General features: G+C 63.1%; 13 protein-coding genes and 1 pseudogene. 13 read left to right on the top strand and 1 reads right to left on the bottom strand.

The annotated features are described in order from the left end of the window. Both GIW02_RS23960 and GIW02_RS23955 read left to right on the top strand, forming a co-directional pair. On the top strand, positions 1–670 hold a 670-nt coding region (locus GIW02_RS23960), incomplete at its 5' end, for a GntR family transcriptional regulator (RefSeq protein WP_236422123.1). Between the two features lie 101 nt (positions 671–771). Then, positions 772–1,428, top strand: a complete 657-nt coding sequence (locus tag GIW02_RS23955; RefSeq protein WP_236419615.1) for a hypothetical protein — start codon at positions 772–774, stop codon at positions 1,426–1,428. Positions 1,429–1,616: 188 nt separating this feature from the next. Here the strand turns inward: GIW02_RS23955 and GIW02_RS23950 are convergent, their stop codons facing one another. Continuing rightward, entirely contained in the window at positions 1,617–6,485 is a 4,869-nt protein-coding gene (locus tag GIW02_RS23950; protein WP_236422122.1) for an NAD-glutamate dehydrogenase, read from the bottom strand. Between the two features lie 494 nt (positions 6,486–6,979). Between GIW02_RS23950 and GIW02_RS23945 the strand changes: the two genes are divergently transcribed. From GIW02_RS23945 to GIW02_RS27425, 11 genes and pseudogenes are all read left to right on the top strand, one after another. Continuing rightward, positions 6,980–7,333, top strand: coding sequence for a hypothetical protein (locus GIW02_RS23945; protein WP_236419189.1), 354 nt, complete (start codon positions 6,980–6,982; stop codon positions 7,331–7,333). A 292-nt stretch (positions 7,334–7,625) separates the two neighbouring features. After that, on the top strand, positions 7,626–8,585 hold the full coding sequence (locus tag GIW02_RS23940; protein ID WP_034106117.1) for an AAA family ATPase: 960 nt from the start codon (positions 7,626–7,628) through the stop codon (positions 8,583–8,585). A 5-nt stretch (positions 8,586–8,590) separates the two neighbouring features. Further along, positions 8,591–9,523, top strand: coding sequence for a DUF58 domain-containing protein (locus GIW02_RS23935; protein WP_094952755.1), 933 nt, complete (start codon positions 8,591–8,593; stop codon positions 9,521–9,523). Then, positions 9,520–10,014, top strand: coding sequence for a DUF4381 domain-containing protein (locus tag GIW02_RS23930; RefSeq protein WP_236419187.1), 495 nt, complete (start codon positions 9,520–9,522; stop codon positions 10,012–10,014). The genes GIW02_RS23935 and GIW02_RS23930 overlap by 4 nt, the downstream gene beginning before the upstream one ends. Further along, a complete protein-coding gene (locus GIW02_RS23925) occupies positions 10,007–11,095 on the top strand; it encodes a vWA domain-containing protein (protein WP_236422120.1) in 1,089 nt (362 codons plus the stop codon). The genes GIW02_RS23930 and GIW02_RS23925 overlap by 8 nt, the downstream gene beginning before the upstream one ends. Further along, positions 11,092–12,837: a tetratricopeptide repeat protein gene (locus GIW02_RS23920; RefSeq protein WP_236422118.1), complete on the top strand. Its 1,746-nt coding sequence runs from the start codon at positions 11,092–11,094 to the stop codon at positions 12,835–12,837. Before GIW02_RS23925 ends, GIW02_RS23920 begins: the two co-directional genes overlap by 4 nt. Further along, positions 12,834–14,474: a BatD family protein gene (locus GIW02_RS23915; RefSeq protein WP_236422117.1), complete on the top strand. Its 1,641-nt coding sequence runs from the start codon at positions 12,834–12,836 to the stop codon at positions 14,472–14,474. Before GIW02_RS23920 ends, GIW02_RS23915 begins: the two co-directional genes overlap by 4 nt. A 664-nt stretch (positions 14,475–15,138) precedes the next feature. Next, positions 15,139–16,380 carry an exonuclease SbcCD subunit D C-terminal domain-containing protein gene (locus GIW02_RS23910; RefSeq protein WP_236422115.1) on the top strand — a complete coding sequence of 414 codons (1,242 nt, stop codon included), beginning with the start codon at positions 15,139–15,141 and terminating at the stop codon, positions 16,378–16,380. Next, on the top strand, positions 16,377–20,015 hold the full coding sequence (locus GIW02_RS23905) for an AAA family ATPase (protein ID WP_236419471.1): 3,639 nt from the start codon (positions 16,377–16,379) through the stop codon (positions 20,013–20,015). Before GIW02_RS23910 ends, GIW02_RS23905 begins: the two co-directional genes overlap by 4 nt. Next, positions 20,012–20,608 (top strand): glutathione S-transferase, encoded by a 597-nt coding sequence (locus GIW02_RS23900; RefSeq protein WP_236419469.1) that lies wholly within the window; start codon positions 20,012–20,014, stop codon positions 20,606–20,608. Before GIW02_RS23905 ends, GIW02_RS23900 begins: the two co-directional genes overlap by 4 nt. A 267-nt stretch (positions 20,609–20,875) precedes the next feature. Further along, positions 20,876–20,998: pseudogene (locus tag GIW02_RS27425) on the top strand (glutathione S-transferase); the annotation flags it as partial.

Raw genomic sequence — 20,998 nt, 5'->3', positions numbered from 1 at the left:
TGCCCACCCTGCGCCTGGTGGCGGGCAAAAACCTTCGGTGGATGACATCTACCCACGGCTGTTCGACGCCATTCTCGAACAACGCATCGCCCCGGCCAGTCGCTTTACCGAAGAAGGCCTGGGCGAGACCTTTGGCGTGAGCCGCAGCGTGATTCGGCGGGTACTGGCCAAGCTGTCCCATCAGCAGGTGATTATTCTGCGCCCCAACCAGCGCGCTCAGGTCGCTGCGCCAGATGCACAGCAAACGCGGCAGATCCTCGAAGCGCGGCGCATGACCGAAATCACCGTGGTGCAACTCGCCTGCGCCTACGCGACGCCCACGCAGATACGCCAACTGCGCGAGCTGATTGGCCGCGAACGCGACTGCATCGAGCGCGACCAGCGTGGGCCGGCGATTCGGCTTTCCGGGGAATTTCATCTGCAGCTGGCCGTAATCGCAGGCAATGCGCCGCTGGCCCAGTTCCTCAACAGCCTGGTGCCATTGACCTCACTGGTCATTGCCCAATATGAAGCAAACGCCTGCACCTACTGCGCGTGGCAAGAGCATGTTGCGATTGTGGATGCGGTAGAGCGCAACGATGCAGCCGTCGCCATCGACCTTATGACGCAGCACCTGAACCATCTTGAAGCTAAGCTACTGAGTCGTGGCGTTGGCATTTCACGCGGCTGAGCACACACCGGGCAACTGATGGAACCCATGCTCGCCTTTAGACCACTGACGCTCTCGGACACCCCCAGCACGCCCCCCTCTCAAGAAGGCACGGCACGAGAATGAACAGCATCATGGTCCGACCCCTTCAGGCGCTCGCAATGACAGTGCTGGCAAGCCTGTTTGCGCCCTGCGGCATTGCTCATGCCCAAGACGGCAACCCGTCAACTGACGGGGTTTATGTCGTCAGCCCCTCACACCCGGTGTGGTTGGTTGAGCAGCCTTACGCCGATAGCCCCGCACTCACTGCCAGCACCTTTGGTGACAGCGCTTACGGCGACTATCACGCCAAGGCCGGCCTGGTGATCAGTTGCAGCCCGCAGAACCCGATGGCCGTACTTTCACTGCACATCACCCCGCAGTCGCTGGGCATTGACATCGAACCGTTCCACGGCAAAGGGGCCACTGCCAATGGGCCACTGCGTATTACGACCGGAACACGCACAGCGGTCGATCACTCGGTCAATGGTATATGGACTGACGTCGGGGTGTTCCAGGTCGGAACGATCTTCAGGCTCAGCGCTTCCCTGCCACGCGATGAATTAGCCGACTGGGCCAGCGATGCGGCACGAGGCGAAGCCCTGAAACTGTCATTGGCACCTGCCAAAGAGGGTGGCAAGCCGCTGACCGCCACGTTCTCTCTGCCGGGAAACAACGCCGGACTGAAAAAAGCCGTGCAGCCCTGCCTGGACGCTCGTCAAGATCACTCCAACACCTGAAAACCGCCGGAAAAGTGTGGGAGCGGGCTTGCTCGCGAATGCGGTGATTCAGTCAATACATCATTGACTGACCCAGCGCATTCGCGAGCAAGCCCGCTCCCATAGTGGCGCTTGATTGTTTTATAAAGCGTGTTCCAACAAAAAGCCCCCGCATCTCACGATGCGGGGGCTTTTGTTTTACCGAGGGATTACGCCGGTTGCAGCACCGACTGACCGCTCAACGCCAGGTCCAGCAACTCACGGTTGGCGACCGCGTACATGGCGTAGTCCGTGCCGACTGCGGCACGGATTTCCACCATCATTGCGCGCCAGCGATCGGCCATATCCTGGTGCTGCTCAAGCCACAGGGCCACGCGGGCTTCCATGTCTTGTGGCGCGTCGGCCATTTGCAGTACCGCGATGGTGATCGCCCGTTGCTGCCAGTCCACGTCATCACGGAAGGCTTCGCGGGCCTGGGCCTGCCAGTTGTTGCCCACCGGCAGATCGCTGATCTGCTGCAGGTACCATGGCAAGTCCAGCGCGCTGCCGACGGCGAAGTAAGCCTTGGCCACTTCAGCAGCGTCGTGCCCGGTGACGTCGGCGGCTTCGATGATCGGCAACAGGGTGTACAGGTGGGTAGTGCCTGCAACCATGCGTGCCAACAACTCCGGTACGCCAGCCTGGGTGTAGGCCTGGTAGCGGGTCTGCCAGCCTTCGCGGGTCGGGCCTTCCAGCAGTTCGTCGAGCTTGAGGCCCAACGCCGCCAGGTGCGGACCGAAGTGCGCGGTGTCCCGCCCAGCGTCCTGCTCGTTGCGACGGCTGCGCAGGAACCAGCGCGTGGCGCGACGGCCCAGGCGCATCAGCTCGTCCATCAACTCCAGTTGCACGTCGGCGGAAACTTGGTGGTCCAGGGCTTCGATCTGACGGAACCAGTGCGGGAGGTGGAAGATGTCACGCACAATCACATAGGCGCCGGCGACGTTCGCCGGGCTCATGCCGGTCGACTCTTTGAGTCGCTGCACGAAGGTGATGCCCATGTGGTTGACCAGATCGTTGGCGATCTGGGTGCTGACGATCTCGCGCTTGAGGCGGTGACGACGCATGGCCTCGGAGAACTTGGCCACCAGGCTTGGCGGGAACGCGGTCTCCATGTCACGGGTCAGGTACTCGTCATCCGGTACCAGCGACTTGAGCAGCGCTTCCTTGAGGTCGATCTTGCTGTAGGAGATCAACACCGACAGCTCCGGACGGGTCAGGCCCTTGCCGGCGGAAGCACGCTCGGTGAGCTGCTCCTCGGTCGGCAGGTACTCGATGGCGCGGTCCAGCTTGCCACGGCCTTCCAGGTCGCTCATCAGGCGCTTGTACTCGGCAGCACGCTCGTAGGCACGGCGCGCAGCCAGGGACAGGGCCTGGGTCTGCTTGTAGTTGTTGCCCAACACCAGGTGGCCGACTTCGTCGGTCATGCTCGCCAGCAGCTGGTTACGCTGCTTGTCGGTCATGTCACCGGCCTGCACCACTTCGTTGAGCAGGATCTTGATGTTCACTTCGTGGTCGGAGCAGTCCACGCCACCGGCGTTGTCGATGAAGTCGGTGTTGGAACCGCCGCCATTGAGGCCGAACTCCACACGCCCCAGCTGGGTCATGCCGAGGTTACCGCCCTCGCCCACCACCTTGCAGCGCAGCTCGTTGCCGTTCACACGCAGCGCGTCGTTGGCCTTGTCGCCTACGTCGGCGTGGCTCTCGGTGCTGGCCTTGACGTACGTACCGATACCGCCGTTCCACAACAGGTCCACCGGTGCCTTGAGCAAGGCGTTCAGCAGTTCGGTCGGGGTCAGCTTGTCGGCCGAAATGTCGAAGCGTTCCTTCATCTGTGGCGAGATGGCAATGCTCTTCGCGCTGCGCGAGAAGATACCGCCGCCCTCGGACATGATGCTGGTGTCGTAGTCGGTCCAGGCCGAACGCGGCAGCTCGAACATGCGCTGGCGCTCAACGAAGCTGGTGGCCGGGTTCGGGTTTGGATCGATGAAAATATGCAGGTGGTTGAAGGCCGCGACCAGTTGCAGCTTGTCGGACATCAACAAGCCGTTACCGAACACGTCACCGGCCATATCGCCGACGCCGACCACGGTGATGCTGTCTTCCTGCACGTTGATGCCGCGCTCACGGAAGTGACGCTGCACACCGACCCACGCGCCCTTGGCGGTGATGCCCATCTTCTTGTGGTCGTAACCGGCGGAACCACCGGAGGCGAACGCATCGCCCAGCCAGAAGCCGTAATCGATGGCGATGCCGTTGGCGATGTCGGAGAAGGTCGCAGTGCCCTTGTCCGCCGCAACCACCAGGTACGGGTCATCGTCGTCGTGACGCACGACGTTGGCCGGCGGCACCAGGGCGCCGTCTTTCAGGTTGTCGGTGATGTCCAACAGGCCGGAAATGAAGATGCGGTAGCAGGCGATGCCCTCGGCCGCGATCTCGTCCCGGGTGCCGCCCAATGGCAGGCGACGCGGCAGGAAGCCGCCCTTCGCACCGACAGGCACGATCACCGAGTTCTTCACTTGCTGGGCTTTTACCAGGCCGAGCACTTCGGTACGGAAGTCCTCTTCACGGTCGGACCAACGCAGGCCGCCACGGGCGACGTTGCCAAAGCGCAGGTGCACGCCTTCGACACGCGGCGAGTAGACGAAGATTTCGAACTTCGGCACCGGCTTAGGCAGCTCCGGGATCGCATGCGGATTGAACTTGAAGCTGAAGTACGACTTGTTCTGGCCGTTGGCGTCGGTCTGGTAGAAATTGGTACGCAGGGTCGCCTTGATCAGGTCCAGGTAGCGACGCAGGATGCGGTCTTCGTTGAGCACCTGAACGTCGTCCAGTGCCGTGACGATTGCTTGCTCCAGCCGTTGCTGCTTGTCTTCCAGGTCATCGGCGGTGAGCTTGCGCGCCAGGTAGAAGCGCGTCTTGAACAACCGGGTCAACTCGCGGGCGATGTCGGTGTGGTTGTTCAGGGTGCTGGCGATATAACCCAGGTCGAAGCCCAGGCGGATCTGCTTGAGGTAACGGGCGTAGGCACGCAGCAGCGCGACGTCGCGCCATGGCAGGCCGGCGGTCAGTACCAGGCGGTTGAACGCATCGTTCTCGGCGTCGCCGTGCACGATGTGTACGAACGCGTCTTGCAGGGTGTCGTTGAGCTGCTGGATATCCAGGTTCACGCCTTCGGCGGCGATGAACGCGAAATCATGGATCCAGAATTCACGGCCATTCGCATGACGCAGGCGGTACGGGAACTCACCCAACACGCGCAGGCCCAGGTTTTCCAGGATCGGCAGCACGTCGGACAGCGCCAGCGGGGTATCCGCGTGGTACAGCTTGCAATGCAGCTCGCGCTGGCCGGAGACCTGGCCCAGCGGCTGGTAGAAGCTCATCACCAGCGGGTTGGCTTCGGTCAGGCTGAGCAGGTGCTGCATGTCGACCACCGCCGAATGCGCAGCAAAACGCTCGCGGTAGCCGGCCGGGAAGCCTTTCGGGAAGTCGGCCAGCACGTTGGTGCCGTGGGCTTCGCCCAAGCTTTCGACGACGAGGCTGGAGTAGTCGTCCTGCCAGCTGCGGCAGGCCTGCACCACTTCTTTTTCCAGTTGCAGCGGGTCGATGTCCAGGCGGTTCTTGGGGTCGACCCGCAAGATCAGCTGTACACGGGCCAGCACGGATTCAGAGAAGAAGGTCCAGAATTCGCAGTCCGAAGCCTTGAGGCGATCCATCAGCACTTGCTGGATCTTCTGGCGCACTTCGGTGGAATAGATGTCGCGCGGCACGTAGGCCAGGCAGTAGCAGAAACGACCGTACGGGTCTTTGCGCAGGAACACGCGAATCTTGTTGCGTTCCTGGATCTGCACGATCGACATCACGGTGCTGAACAGCTCGTCGACCGGGGTCTGGAACAGGTCGTCACGCGGCAGCACTTCAACAACCTGGGCAAGTTCCTTGCCCAGGTGCGCCTTGGGCTGGAAGCCGGAGCGGCGCTCGATTTCCGCGACCTTGCGACGAATGTAGGGGATCACCCGCACGCTTTCGCCATACACCGACGAGGTGTACAGGCCCATGAAACGGTGTTCTTTGATGACCTTGCCGTCGGCGCTGATCTCACGGATCGACACGTAGTCCGGATACGCCGGGCGGTGCACACGGCTTGGGTGCGCAGCCTTGGCGAAGGACAGCACGGTCGGCTCACGCAGGTAGGCCACGGCGTAGTCTTCGATGCGCAGGTCGTCGGCGGTGAGGCCGGCGCGCAGCAGCTTGGTCAGACCGAGGAAGGAACTGGCGTCATATTCGATATGACCGCCGTCCGCCTCGTCACGTACCACGAATTCTTCATAGCCGAGGAAGGTGAAGTGGTTGCCCACCAGCCATTCCAGGAAGTTCTTGATCTCGGCTTTTTCTTCGCCGTCGATGTTGAACGGGCTGGCGTCGATACCGGCCAGCAGGTCCTGGACCTTGGCTTTCATCGGTTCGAAATCGGCCACGGCCACGCGCACTTCACCCAACACCTGCTCAAGCTCTTTGCTCAGCACGTTGAGTTCAGCGGCGTTGGCGCAGCGGTCGATTTCCAGGTACATCAGCGATTCTTGCTGGATGCCGTCGCCTTGCGTGCCTTTTGGCAGGATTTCCAGCAACTCGCCCTTTTTGCCACGACGCACGCTGAGCACGGTGGTTTGCAGGGTGTGGATGCTGTAGCCACGGCGGTTCAGCTCGGTACGCACCGAGTCCACCAAAAAGGGCAGGTCGTGGTGCAGCACTTCGACCGCAGTGTGGGTCGATTGCCAGCCATGACGCTCGTAATCGGGGTTGTAGACCCGCACTTGCGGTTGGGTGTGATCAAAGCGCTCAAGCAGGCGCCAGGCAGACAGGGTGCAACCGGCCAGGTCGGAAAGGCGACGCTGGGTCAGTTCGTCCAGGGAAATGATGCCGAAAAATTGTTCAGCGAACAGCGCCACTTGTGGCAGTGCCTGTTCACTGATGTGCTGCGCCAGTGCCGCTTGCAGTTGATGCTGGAAGTCGGCCTTGCTGGCTGCGGTGAAGAACGCCATCTGTGGTACTCCGCTTGGGCTTGTTATTGATGGAAGCGTCGCGTGTTATCCCCTTGCGGGGAGACCGTCAGCGCTGTTCGTCGATACTGATAAATAAGCACCATAAACGAATCAGGGTGACAGGTGGGTGAAGCTGGACAAGACAATGAGGTCACATGCAACTTCCATAAGATATGCGCCATGCAGGGCGACGGTACGACGGGCAGGTCAGACTCCCAGCATAGGGCACATCCGTTGCGCAGCTTAACGAGTGTAGGAAGACCGCTGCTTGCGACGCTGCGACATATTCGGTCATCGGTACGCAGGCATGGGGTTGCGACTTGGGAAACCGCGCTTTTCCGGCAAAAAAACCGGCTGTTTCCTACCCGTCGAGTACCGGAAATGACTGATGCAGCTTGTCAGGTCATGCACTGGGTGTGACACAGGATGCAGCACAAAATTCGCCGCAATGGCACAATTGCCCGCGTCGCGCCCTCCCCCAGACAGGATTCCCCATGCTGCAACTGAAAACCGACGCACTGATGGCCACCCCGTGTGATGACGAAGAAGACAACATGGCCATGCTGTGCTGCCACGGCAAAAACGGCGAGATGTTCATGCTCAGCCGTTACCCGGATGAAGAGGAAGTGGAGCTGACCTGGGACTACGAACCGTCGACCCTGGATGGGTTGAAGGTCACCCTGAGCGACACGACCCTGCTGGTTGAATTGGCGGCCGGCGATGCGGACGCGCTGGGCGGCAAGGATCAACTGCAGATCAGCCACGCCACTGCCGCGTCGGACCTGGCTGAAGTGGAAGAAACCTTGCAGATCATCCTCAAGGGCACCGGCACCTTCACCCGAATCTAAGAGCACCAAAGATCAAATGTGGGAGGGGGCTTGCCCCCCGATAGCGGAGTGTCAGTCAGCTAATTCATGCCTGACGCTCCGCCATCGGGGGCAAGCCCCCTCCCACATTGACAGTGTTCACAAACAGAAATGTTCTGGGCCCAACTGCGCACTGCGCACAAAATTCCTACAAGTTTTGCCAAAAATACCCGTCACGCCGTTAGTCGCCACCCCCCGCGATGCATTAAAGTAGACGCCCCAGGCCTTGGCAGTTTTCACATGCACAGGCTCATCTCTCCAGGAACCGTCATCGATGGAACATCGTGAAGCGCTGCTCGCGCTGCGAACCTTTCTTTCTACGCAGATTCTCGGCCAGGAAAAACTCATCGATCGCCTGCTGATCGCCCTGCTGGCTGACGGCCATATGCTCGTCGAAGGCGCGCCGGGCCTAGCCAAGACCAAAGCGATCAAAGAGCTGGCCGAGGGCATCGAAGCGCAGTTCCATCGTATTCAGTTCACCCCCGACCTGTTGCCCGCCGACATCACCGGCACCGAGATCTATCGCCCGGAAACCGGCAGCTTCGTGTTCCAGCAAGGGCCGATCTTCCACAACCTGGTGCTGGCGGACGAAATCAACCGTGCACCGGCCAAGGTCCAATCGGCGCTGCTGGAGGCCATGGCCGAACGCCAGGTCAGCGTCGGGCGCAGCACCTACGACCTGTCGCCGCTGTTTCTGGTAATGGCCACGCAAAACCCCATCGAGCAAGAAGGCACCTACCCGCTGCCCGAGGCCCAGCTCGACCGTTTCCTGATGCACGTCAAAATCGGCTTCCCGGATGCCGCCGTCGAGCGGCGCATCCTGCAACAGGCACGTGGCGAAGCGCTCAACGGCGAAACCAAGCCCGAACGCCGCGTCAGCCAGCAGGCAATCTTTGCCGCGCGCAAGGAAATCCTCGGCCTGTACATGGCTGATGCCGTGGAGGAATACCTGGTGCAACTGGTAATGGCCACGCGCACCCCGGCCAAGTTCGACGCGGAAATGGCCGAATGGATCGCCTACGGCGCCAGCCCGCGCGGCTCCATCGCCCTCGACCGCTGCGCACGCGCCCATGCCTGGCTGGCCGGTCGTGACTTCGTGAGCCCGGAGGATATCCAGGCGGTGCTGTTCGACGTGCTGCGCCACCGCATCATTCTGTCCTTCGAGGCCGAAGCCGCCGGGATTGACCAGGACCGCGTGGTGCAACGCATTCTCGACGTTGTTGCCGTCGCTTGAAGTCGATGAACGCCAGCGATGGAATCCGCGTCACACTCAGTGAACTGATTGAGATGCGCCACCGCGTGCGCGAAGTGCAGCTGTTCTCCACGCCGAGCCAGCGCAGCCCGCTGATCGGCCTGCACCATTCCAAGCTGCGCGGGCGCGGTGTCGACTTCGACCAGGTGCGCGTGTACCAGGCCGGCGACGACGTGCGCACCATCGACTGGCGCGTCACCGCGCGTACCCAGGAGCCGCACACCAAGCTGTTCCATGAAGAACGCGAACGGCCGATCTTCATCATGGTGGAGCAAAGCTGCCGGCTGTTTTTCGGCTCCGGGCAGATGTTCAAGTCGGTGCTGGCGGCACAGGCGGCCAGCCTGATCGGTTGGGCCGCGCTGGGGCATAACGACCGGGTCGGCGGGCTGGTGTTCGGTGATAACGAGCACTACGAAATCAAGCCCCGACGCAGCAAGCAAAGCCTGCTGCAATTGCTCAACCGCCTGGTGCGGGTCAACCAGAGCCTGAACACCGAAAGCCGCCCGGAAGCCGACGCCCTCGGCATGGCCCTGCGCCGCGGCCGCGAAGTACTGCGCCCCGGCAGCCTGGTGATCGTGATCTGCGACGAGCGCGCCCTCACCGAAGGCGCCGAGCAACAGCTGAGCTTGTTGTCACGGCATTGCGACCTGCTGCTGTTGCCGATCTCCGACCCGCTGGACCACGCGCTGCCCGCCGCCGGGTTGTTGCGTTTCGCCGAACGCGGCGCGCAGCTGGAACTGGACACGCTGAACTTCGACCTGCGCCAGGCCTACAAGGCCCAGGCCGAAGCCCGCATTGCGCGCTGGGAACTGCTCGCACAGAAGCTGCGCATCCTGCTGATGCCGCTGAGCACCCAAAGCGAAATGGTCGAGCAACTGCGCGAATACCTCAACCCGCAACGCCCGGTTAAAAAGCAATGAGCAGCCTCGACCAACTGCAACCCCTGATCGCCCCGCCGGCCATCAGCTTCTGGCCGCCTGCGCCAGGCTGGTGGCTGTTGCTGGTGGCCCTCCCGCTGCTTGCCTGGGGGCTGTGGTCGTTGCGCCGCTTCCTGCCCACGCGGCGGCCCGTGGCCCGCGCCGAGCAACCGCTGGACCCGCTGCGCATCGCCGCCCTGGCCGAGCTGGCGCTGATGCCCAAACCCTACGACGGCGCCCCCGCCGGGGCCTGGCTGCAGCAGCTCAATGGCCTGCTTAAACGCCTGTGCCGCAACGACTACCCCTACAGCCAGAGCCACACCCTCAACGGGCGCAAATGGCTGGCCTTCCTCGACAACCGCTGCCCGGCCGCCGGCCTCACGCGCTGGATGGTGCTGGTGGAAGGCGCCTACAAACCCGAATGCAAGCTCGACGACAAGGCCATCGCCGGCCTGACCCAAGCCGTCGACACCTGGATTCGCAAACATGTTTGAGTTCGCCTGGCCGTGGGTCTTCGCCTTGTTGCCATTGCCGTGGTTGATGCGGCTTATCTTGCCGGTGGCCGACAGCGGCGAGCCTGCGCTCAAGGTCAGCTACCTCGGCGACCTCGAAGGCCTGGCCCGCCGCCGCGCCCGGGTCAACCTGCCGGGCTGGCGCCAACAAGCGCCATTCGTGGTGTTGTGGCTGCTGTTGTTGACCGCTGCGGCGCGCCCGGAATGGCTCGGCGAGCCGCTGCCGATTGCCGCCAGTGGCCGCGACTTGCTGGTGGCGGTGGACGTGTCTGGCTCGATGGATTTTCCCGACATGCACTGGCAGGACGAGGACGTCAGCCGCCTGAGCCTGGTCCAGCATTTGCTCGGCGACTTCCTGGAGGGCCGCGAAGGTGACCGCGTGGGCCTGATCCTGTTCGGCAGCCAGGCCTACCTGCAAGCCCCGCTGACCTTCGACCGCCGCACCGTACGCACCTGGCTGGATGAGGCGCGCATCGGCATCGCCGGCAAGAACACCGCCATCGGCGACGCCATCGGCCTGGCCCTCAAACGCCTGCGCCAGCGCCCCGCCCAAAGCCGCGTGTTGATCCTGGTCACCGATGGCGCCAACAACGCCGGGCAAATCGACCCGCTGACCGCCGCCCGCCTGGCCGCCGAAGAGGGGGTAAAAATCTACCCGATCGGCATCGGCGCCGACCCCGAACAAACCGGTTCGCTGGGCATTCTGGGCGTCAACCCGAGCCTGGACCTCGACGAGCCGGCGCTCAAGGCCATTGCCGAGGCTACCGGCGGCCAATACTTTCGCGCCCGCGATGGCGAAGAACTGCAAGCGATCAAGGACACCCTGGACCAATTGGAGCCCGTCGAACAACAACCCACCCAGGCGCGTCCGGCCCAGGCGCTGTACAGCGGCCCGCTGGCCTTGGCGCTGCTCCTGAGCATGTTGCTGGTGGTCCAGGAACGTTGGCCGAACAACGCGCTGCAACGGCTGTACGACAAACTCTCCACGCGCGGGCGTTTTCTGCAACCCCACCCCGAATGGCGCCAGCGCCTTAAACGCCTGCGTTTGCGGAGGCGTCGATGATCGACCTGTGGCCGCACTGGTTTCGTCCCTGGTGGCTGTTGCTGCTGCCGTTGCTTGGCTGGTTGCTGTGGCAGCTGTGGCACCGGCAAAAACGCGCCGGGCGCTGGCAGATGATCCTGCCGCCGGCCTTTCATGCCGTGCTGCTCAGTGGCGGTAACGGGCGTGAGAGCAAATCGCCGTGGGTGGTGCTTGGTATCGCCTGGCTATTGGCCGTGCTCGCGTTGCTCGGCCCCAGCTGGCAAAGAGTCGAGCAGTCCAGCCAGAAACCCGCCGACCCACTGGTGGTGTTGCTGGAGCTGACCCCGGAAATGCTCGCCACCGACAGCCCGCCCAACCGCCTGGAGCAGGCGCGACGCAAGCTGTACGACCTGTTGCAGGCCCGCACCGATGCGCAAACTGCCGTCGTCGTCTACGCCGGCAGTGCGCACACGCTGGTGCCGCTGTCGGACGACCTGGCCACCAGCCGCAACCTGCTCGAAGCCCTGCGCCCCTCGCTGATGCCCGAACCTGGCCACCGTGCCGACCTGGCCGTGGAGAAAGCCCTGGGCTTGCTCAAGCAAGGTGGCCTTGGCCAAGGCCGCCTGTTGCTGATCGGCTCCTCGCTGTCCAAGCAGGAGCGCCAGGGCATTCGCCTGCTGCTGCAAAGCGCTCAGGCGCCGAGCCTGTCGATCCTCGGCATAGGCAGCCGCGAAGGCACACCGGTCACCCAGGAAAGCGGCGAATTCCTCAAGGATGAACAAGGCGCGATCCTGGTACCGCGCCTCGACAGCCCGACACTCAAGGCCTTCGCCAGTGAAATGGGCGGCCGTTACCGCGCCGCGCGCCTGGACGACAAGGACCTGCGTCAACTCGGCGTGCTGGACACCCCGCAAGCGCTGCGCAACGACGGCCAATTGCTGCACCTGGATACCTGGGCCGACCAGGGCTACTGGCTGCTTTTACCCTTGTTGTTGCTGGCCGCCTGCGCCGGGCGCCGTGGCTGGCTGTTCTGCTTGCCGTTGTTGCTGATGGCCGCGCCACAGCCCAGCTACGCCTTAGGCCTGCAAGACCTGTGGCTGCGCCCCGACCAGCAGGGCCAATACCTGCTCAAGAAAAAACGCCCGGCAGAGGCCGCCGAGCACTTCGAAGACCCGCAATGGCAAGGCGTGGCGCTGTATGAGGCGGGCAACTACGCCGAGGCCATCAAGCGCTTTGCCGAGGGCAATGACGCCTATTCCCACTACAATCGCGGAAACGCCCTGGCTAAATCCGGCGAATTGGAAGCCGCCATCGACGCCTACGAGCAGGCGCTGGAAGCCCAACCCGACCTGCAACCGGCGCTGAAAAACAAAACCCTGGTGGAAACCCTCATTCACGAGCAGGAACAGGCCGAGGCCCAGCCCGACACACCTGAAAAAAACCAGGATGACGAAACCACCCAACCCGGCCAAACTGCGCAACCGGGCGCCAGTGGGCAACAGGCTACAGGCGGCGAGCCGTCAGCCCAGGGCCAGGGCGAAGCCGGTACCGGTGAAACCCAACCCGGCGCCAAGCCGCACAGCGGCGGCAACGAAGTGCCAGGCAGCGAACTCGGCGACGAGCACACCACCACCCCGCCGCTGCGCCCTGCCGACGCCAGCCTCGATGGTGAACATCGCCAGGCCCTGGAACAATGGCTGCGGGAGATCCCGGACAACCCCGGCGAGCTGCTGCGACGCAAATTCTGGTACGAACAGCAACAACATCAGGACAAGACTCGATGAGCCGCCGCACCCCCCTACTGCTTCTGCTCGCGCTGACGACAGGCCACGCCCAGGCGGCAAACCTGGTCGCCAGTGTCGACCGCAGCCGCCTCAATTCCGGCGAAACGGTAGAGCTGACGGTGGAATCCAGCGACGTCACCCAGTTCGGTAAGCCCGACCTGTCGCCGCTGGATGCGCAGTTCGAAGTCAGCGGCACGCGCCAACTCAACCAGCTCACCACCCTGGGCGGCGATAACCACGCCACCACGCGCTGGATCATCACCCTGCTGCCCAAGCAGAACGGCACCGTGGTGATCCCGCCCCTGCAAGTGGGCGACTACCAGACCCAGCCGATCAGCCTGCAAGTGCTGGAAACCGCCAGCCAGAACACCAGCGCGGAACTGGCGCCGGTGTTTGTCGAAGCCAACCTCGACCAAAATACCGTCTACGTGCAAGCGCAGGCGCTGTTGACCGTGCGCGTGTACCACTCGGTGTCGCTGTATGACGACAGCAGCCTGACCCCCCTGCAGATCAGTGATGCCCGCGTCGAACAGCTGGGCGAGTCGCGTACCTACGAAAAAGTCATCAACAGTATTCGCCATGGCGTGATCGAAACCCGCTACGCGATCTACCCGCAACACAGCGGCAGCCTGGAGATTCCCACCCAGACCTTCAGCGCCACCCTGGTTGAATCGCGCCCGCCGCAGGAAAATACGCTGCAAGGCACCAAGCCGGGCAAACTGATTCATGTCAGTTCGGCGCCCCTGCAACTGACGGTAAAACCCAAGCCGCAGCTGTATCCCGCCGATGCGGCCTGGCTGCCTGCGCGCAGCCTGACCCTGAGCGAAAGCTGGAACCCGGACCCCGAGCACGTGCAGGTCGGCGATTCGCTGACCCGAAGCCTCACGGTCAAGGCCGAAGGCTTGTCCAGCGCGCAACTGCCGGCCCTGCCCAGCACCGAGATCAACGGCCTGCGCCGCTACCCGGACCAGCCGGTACTCGGCAACCAGAGCAACGACCGTGGCCTGATCGGCAGCCGCGAAGACCGCGAAGCGCTGGTGCCCAACCGCGTCGGCGCGCTGGAATTGCCCGCGGTCGACGTGGTGTGGTGGAACACCCACGAAGACCACCTGGAGCGCACCAGCCTGCCCGCTCGCACTCTGCAAGTGGCCAACAACCCAAGCCTGGTGGTGGACACGCCGGCCACGCCCACCATCATCACCGCCCCTGACGACAGCCGCCTCTGGCTGTGGCAACTCAGTACGCTGCTGCTGGCCTGCACCACCCTGCTCGGCTTTGGCCTGTGGTGGCGTGCACGCCGACAACCGGCGGTGATGCGCGCCGCGCAAACCGGCCCAAGCCCGCGCACCCTGCTCGACGACCTCAAGCGCGCCACCCAGGCCAACGACCCGCAGGCCACGCGCCAGGCGCTGGACGCCTGGGCCCGCCAGCAACCGGAAACCCTGGCCGACATGGCCGCACGGTTTGTGCCGTTGTCCGATGCCCTCGATGGGTTAAACGGCGCGCTGTACAGCGAAAGCGGCCAGTACTGGCTGGGCGAAGACCTGTGGCGCGCGATCAAAGCCATCCCGATGGCCGAGCGCGAGCAAGACCCGGCGACGGATACCACCAGCTTGCCGCCGTTGTATCCCAAGTAACCGATGGTTTTTTTGGCGAGCGGACTTGGTGTGGCAAGCGGGCCTATTGTGGCGAACGGGCTTGTTGTGGCGAGCGGGCTTGCCCGCGTTGGGCTGCGAAGCAGCCCCAGTAACCCCCCCCCCATTAATCCAGGCAAATCGCGATCACCGGTTTTAGGGCCGCTTCGCAACCCAACGCGGGCAAGCCCGCTCGCCACAAAAAGCACACCGCCAGCAATCCATATCCCTTTAATTTGCGGGAGGTTTCCTGGACAAACCCACAGCCTCGCGCCTGCTCACCTCACTGGCTAGCCGTCGCTCCGTCGCGGCATATCAGCGATCAGGGGTGAGATCCTGTGAACAGGCGCCAAGTGTCACAACCGCAAGCAACATGCTCTATGGCGGCTGTGTGCGGGCAGAGTCAGGTCTGGCCGACCGCGCACTGAACTGCCTGCACAACGCGTAATCCCTGTAGCACACCGTTGTGGCGAGCGGGCTTGCCCGCGTTGGACTGCGTAGCAGTCCCATTCTTTTAAATAAAGCACGGGGTCGCTTCGCGCCCCAACGCGGGCAAGCCCGCTCGCCACAGGTACAGTGTCTGGCCTTAAAGTGGACAGGATTCGGGCTAGCCGCAGGCTTTTACAGGTAAACTCCCCTCCTTTTCATCTTCTGCACGGAGTTCGCCTTGCGTCTGTTTCACACCTCCGACTGGCACCTCGGCCAAAACCTGCATGGCCAGGAACGCGACTTCGAACACGCTTGTTTCCTTGAGTGGCTGCTGGGCCAATTGAACGCCCAGCGCCCGGATGTGCTGCTGATCGCCGGCGATATCTTCGACACGGTCAACCCGCCGCTCAAGGCCCAGGAGCGGCTGTATGACTTCATCATCAGCGCCCACGAACAAAACCCCACACTCACGATTGTGATGATCGCCGGCAACCACGATTCCGGTTCGCGCATCGAGCTGCCCGCGCCGCTGATGCGCCGCTTGCGCACCCATGCGTTGGGCCGCGTGTTGTGGCTGGACGATGGCCAACTGGATGCCGAGCGCCTGCTGATCCCGCTGCCCGACGCCAAAGGCAAGATCGCCGCGTGGTGCCTGGCACTGCCGTTTTTGCGCCCGGCGGAAGTCACCGGCGCGCACTTGGGCGACGATTACCTGCGCGGTATTGGCCAGGTGCATGAATGGTTGATCGCGGCGGCAAATGCCAAACGCAAAAAAGGCCAGGCGCTGATCGCCATCAGCCATGCGCACATGGCCGGTGGTTCGGTGTCGGAAGACTCCGAGCGCAGCCTGATCATCGGCAATGCCGAGGCATTGCCCGCCAGCCTGTTCGACAAAAGCGTCGGCTATGTGGCCCTCGGCCATTTGCACAAGCCGCAAAAGGTCAATGGCGAAGAGCGTATTCGCTACAGCGGCTCGCCGATTCCGCTGTCGTTTTCCGAAATCGGCTACAAGCATCAGATTCTCGATGTGACCTTCCAGGGCCAATGCCTGGTGAGTGTCGAGCCGATCCTGATCCCGCGCTCGGTCGACCTGCAACGCCTGGACGCCGCACCGCTGGCGGACATTCTCAAGGCGCTGGCCGAGTTGCCCGATGTCGACCTGCTCGCCGAAACCCAGCGCCACCCCTGGCTGGAAGTGCGCGTACGCCTCGACGAGCCGCAGCCCGACCTGCGCCAGCAGATCGAAAGTGCGCTGCAAGGCAAGGCCGTGCGCCTGGTGCGCATCGCCGCCGAATACGCCGGCAAGGGCAATCGCGAAGACGACAACGACGATCGCCTGATCGAGCTGGACCAGCTCAGCCCCCAGGAGCTGTTCAGCCGCGCCTGGCAGGACAACTACGGCAGTGAAGTGGATGAACAGACCTTGAAAGATTTCGCCGTGTTGCTCCAGGAAGTGCAACAGGAGGAGGAGCAGCCATGAAGATTCTTGCCATCCGCCTGAAAAACCTCGCCTCCCTGGCCGGCCCGTTCGAGATCGACTTTACCGCCGAGCCTCTGGCCAGCGCCGGGTTGTTCGCCATCACCGGCCCGACCGGCGCCGGTAAAAGTACCTTGCTCGATGCATTGTGCCTGGCGCTGTTTGGTGCGGTGCCGCGCCTGGGCGACACCGGCCAGGCCAAGATGCCGGACGCCGATACCGATATTTCCATCGGTGACCCGCGCACCCTGATCCGTCGCGGCACCGGCGGCGGGTATGCCGAGGTGGACTTCATCGGCGTCAACGGGCGTCGCTACCGTGCGCGCTGGGAAGCCAACCGCGCCCGCGACAAGGCCAGCGGCAAGTTGCAGAACAGCCGGCAGAGCCTGATCGACCTCGACAGCGACCAACTGCTGGCCAGCCAGAAAACCGAATACAAGACCCAGCTCGAACTGGCCCTGGGCCTGAATTTCGAGCAGTTCACCCGTGCCGTATTGCTGGCGCAAAGCGAGTTCAGTGCCTTCCTCAAGGCCAACGACAACGAACGCAGCGAACTGCTCGAAAAGCTCACCGACACCGCGCTGTATACCCAGCTCGGCCGCCGCGCCTTCGACAAGGCCAAGGACGCCCGCGACGCCCATAAAGCCTTGCAAGACCAGGCCACCGGCGTGGTGCCCCTGGCGCCTGAAGCGCGTGCCGAACTCGACCAGCAGTTCGACGCCGCCCAGCAACAGCTCAAGGTCCAGCAGGCCCAGCTCAAGCAGTTGGAGTTGCAGCACACCTGGCTCAAAGAACTGCGCGAATGGCAGGAGCGCCAGCAAAGTGCAACGGAGCAACTGCAACGGGCGCAGGCGGATTGGGCCAGCCAGGCCCCGCAACGCCAAGACCTCAGCCGTCTGGACCAGTTAGCGCCGCAACGCCATCAGTTTGCACGCCAACACGAACTCGGCACGTTGCTCGCGCCACTCGCCGCACAGATTCAGCAGCACATCGATCAGCAAACCGACCTGCATACGCGCCAGGAACACGCGCAACAGCAGCAAGCCGCCGCCCAGGTGGCCTTGGCTGAGGCCCTGAAGCAGCAGGCCGACGCGGTACCGTTGCTGCGCCAGGCCTTCGAAGAACAGAGCACCCTCGCTCGCTTGACCAAGGACCTGGCTCAACGCACCGAGGACAAGCAACAGCACGAGAACGCCTGCACCCAGGGCCAAACCTCACTCAAGCATTTGCAGGACAAGCAGGCCCAAGTCGCCGAACGCCTGCAACGCCTGGCTGCCGAGCTGGAGCGCAGCGCCAGCCTCGCCCCGTTGAGCGATGCGTGGAACGCCTACCGCGACCGCCTGCAACAGTTGATGGTGATTGGTAGCCGCCTGAAAAAAGGCCAGGAAGAACTGCCGCAGCTGGAGCAGCGCGCCACTCGCGCCAGCGAGAAGTTCACCGAGCAACGTGAGGCGCTGGACCTGCTGTACCAGGAGGCAGGCGCCGAACCGCACGCCGTCGCCGAGCAGATCCAGCTGCTCGCCAGCCTGTTGCAAGACAATCGCAAGCAGCAACGCGCCTTCGAAGACCTCACGCGGTTGTGGGACAGCCAGCAGCAGCTGGACCAACAGGCTGGCGTGCTGACGCAGAAACTCGCCGACGCCCAGCAACAACGCGAACAGCTGAACCAGACCGGCCTGCAAACCAAGGCCGAACTGACGGTGGCCGAGCAAACCCTGACGGTGACCAAGCAACTGCTGGAGCGCCAACGCCTGGCGCGCAGTGCCAGCGTGGAAGAATTGCGCGAGCAGCTGCAAAGCGATCAACCATGCCCGGTGTGCGGCAGCCATGAGCACCCGTACCACCAGCCCGACGCACTGTTGCAAAGCCTCGGTCGGCATGATGAAAACGAAGAAGCCACGGCGCAGCAAGCCGTCGACACCCTCAAGGAAAAACTCACCGAGCTGCGTGGCGAAGTGGGCGGGTTGATCGCCCAGCAAAAAGAATTCCTTCACCAGCAGGAGCTGTTGGCCACGCAACAACAGGGCCTGGCGCCAAGCCTGCAAGCACACCCGTTGAGCGCCTCGCTGTTCAATCAGGAAGCGAGCAAACGCAGTGCCTGGCTGGCCCAGCAGTTGAACCAGCTGACGCAAAGCATCAGCCAGGATGAACAGCGCCAAGGCGCCCTGCTCAACCTGCAACAAAACGCCGGGCGTTTGCAGCAACAGCTGCAAGCTGCTCAGGACGCCGCCCAGCAAGCGCGGCAGTTGCTGGTGGACCAACAGCGCGAGCTGGCCAACGACCGCGAGCGTCTCGACGAGGAACTGCAAGCCTTTTCCAGCCTGTTGCCAGCTGAAACACTCGAAGGCTTACGCCGTGAGCCGGCAGCGACCTTTATGCAGCTGGACCAGCAGGTCAGCCAGCGCCTGGAACAGTTGGGCCATCAACGCGATGAACTGGCCGAGCAGCAGGAGCGCCAGCAGGCGATCGAGAAAGAGCAGACCCATCAGCAGCATCGCCAGCAGCAATTGGATGCCCTGCAGCAGCAAGTCACTGACCTGACCACACAGCAGCAGGCCGCCCAGGAAAAGCTCGGCGCCCTGCTGGGTGAGCATGCCAGTGCCGAACAGTGGCAACTGCAGCTGGACCAAGCGGTGGCGCACTCACGCCAGAGCGAGGCCGACGCCAATCAACAGCTGCAAGACCTGCGCAACGCCTTGATCCAACTGGCCGCCGACCTCAAGGCCCAGCAGGAACGCCAACAGGCATTGGCCGCTGAACAGCACAGCCTCCACGAACGCCTGAGCGAATGGCGCGCCTTGCACCCGGAATTGGACGACGACGGGCTTACGCGCTTGCTGGCCTTTGATGACAGCCAAGTCAGCGAATTGCGCCAACACCTGCAACACAGCGAAAAAGCCGTCGAACAAGCCAAAGTACTCCTGCAAGAACGCGAACAACGGCTGGCCGAGCACCAGGCCCTGCACAACGGCAACCTGCAAGCGGAAGAACTGGACAGCACCCTGGCCGCGCTTAATCAGCAATTGTCCGACGGCGAAAAACACTGCGCCGAGTTGCGCGCGCGCCAGTCCGAGGACCAGCGCCGCCAGGACGCCAACAGTGCCCTGGCCGAGCAAATCGCCAAAGCCTATGACGAGTGGCAGCGCTGGGCACGCCTGAATGCGCTGATCGGCTCGGCCACCGGCGACACGTTCCGCAAGATCGCCCAGGCTTACAACCTTGACCTGCTGGTGCACCACGCCAACGTGCAGCTGCGCCAGCTGGTGCGGCGCTATCGCCTCAAACGTGGCGGCAGCATGCTCGGCCTGCTGGTGCTGGACACGGAAATGGGCGACGAGCTGCGCTCGGTGCATTCGTTGTCGGGGGGCGAGACGTTCCTGGTGTCGTTGGCGCTGGCACTGGGCCTGGCGTCGATGGCGTCGAGTACCTTGAAAATCGAATCGTTGTTTATCGACGAAGGCTTCGGCAGCCTCGATCCGGAATCGCTGCAATTGGCCATGGACGCGCTGGATGGCTTGCAGGCCCAGGGCCGCAAAGTGGCGGTGATTTCCCACGTGCAGGAAATGCATGAGCGCATCCCGGTGCAGATCCAGGTCAAGCGCCAAGGCAATGGCCTGAGCACCCTGGAGGTCAAGTGAGCCAAGCGCTGCTGTATTCGTTTCGGCGCTGCCCGTATGCGATGCGTGCGCGTTTGGCGTTGCGTTACTCAGGGGTGGCGGTGCAGGTGATCGAGGTCAGCCTCAAGGCCAAGCCAGCCGAGATGCTCGCGCTGTCGCCCAAGGGCACGGTACCGGTGCTGAGCGTGGAGGGCGCGGTGATCGACGAAAGCCTGGACATCATGCGCTGGGCCCTGGCGCAGCATGATCCGGAGGATTGGCTGCTGGGCGGCGACCCGGCCGTGGCGGCACTGATCGCCGAGAACGATCAGGTGTTCAAACATCATTTGAATCGATACAAGTATGCCGAACGCTACCCGCAGCAGCCGATGGAACACTATCGAGCCGAGGGCGAGGTGTTTTTGCAGAAACTGGAGGGGTTGTTGGCGGGCCGTGCGTATTTGCTGGCCGATCATCCGAGCCTTGCGGACATGGCCCTGGCGCCGTTCGTGCGGCAATTTGCGCACGTGGACCGCGGTTGGTTTGCCGGCACGCCGTACAACCGCTTGCAGCACTGGCTTGAATCGATTGTGCAATCGCCGCTGTTCATCAGCGTCATGGCGAAAACCCCATAACCCCCACCCTCCTGCGGCGAGCCCGCTTGTTGGGGTGAATGTGCTTGTGTTGTGGCGAGCGGCCCTGTTGTGGCGAGCGGGCTTGCCCGCGTTGGGGCGCGAAGCGGCCCCGATCAAGATGAATGCGGTGTGTCAGTAAGCCCACGGTGCCAGGTTTTAGGGCCGCTTCGCAGCCCAACGCGGGCAAGCCCGCTCGCCACAAGGAGAGCGTCAGCTTGAGCGTTTCTTAGCCTTCGATGAGGCTTAGCAAGGGCTCTAGGGCCATCGGCGCCGTTCGTGCGCCAATTTGCGCACGTGGACCGCGACTGGTTTGCCGGCACGCCGTATAGCCACTTGCAGCACTGGCTTGAGTCGATTGTGCAAAATCGCCGCTGTTTATCAGCGTTATGG

The organism is Pseudomonas syringae (assembly GCF_021606685.1).
GTDB classification, from domain to species: Bacteria; Pseudomonadota; Gammaproteobacteria; order Pseudomonadales; family Pseudomonadaceae; genus Aquipseudomonas; species Aquipseudomonas syringae_R.
Note: the sequence above shows the minus strand (reverse complement) of the source record. Positions and strands in the feature narration are given on the sequence as shown.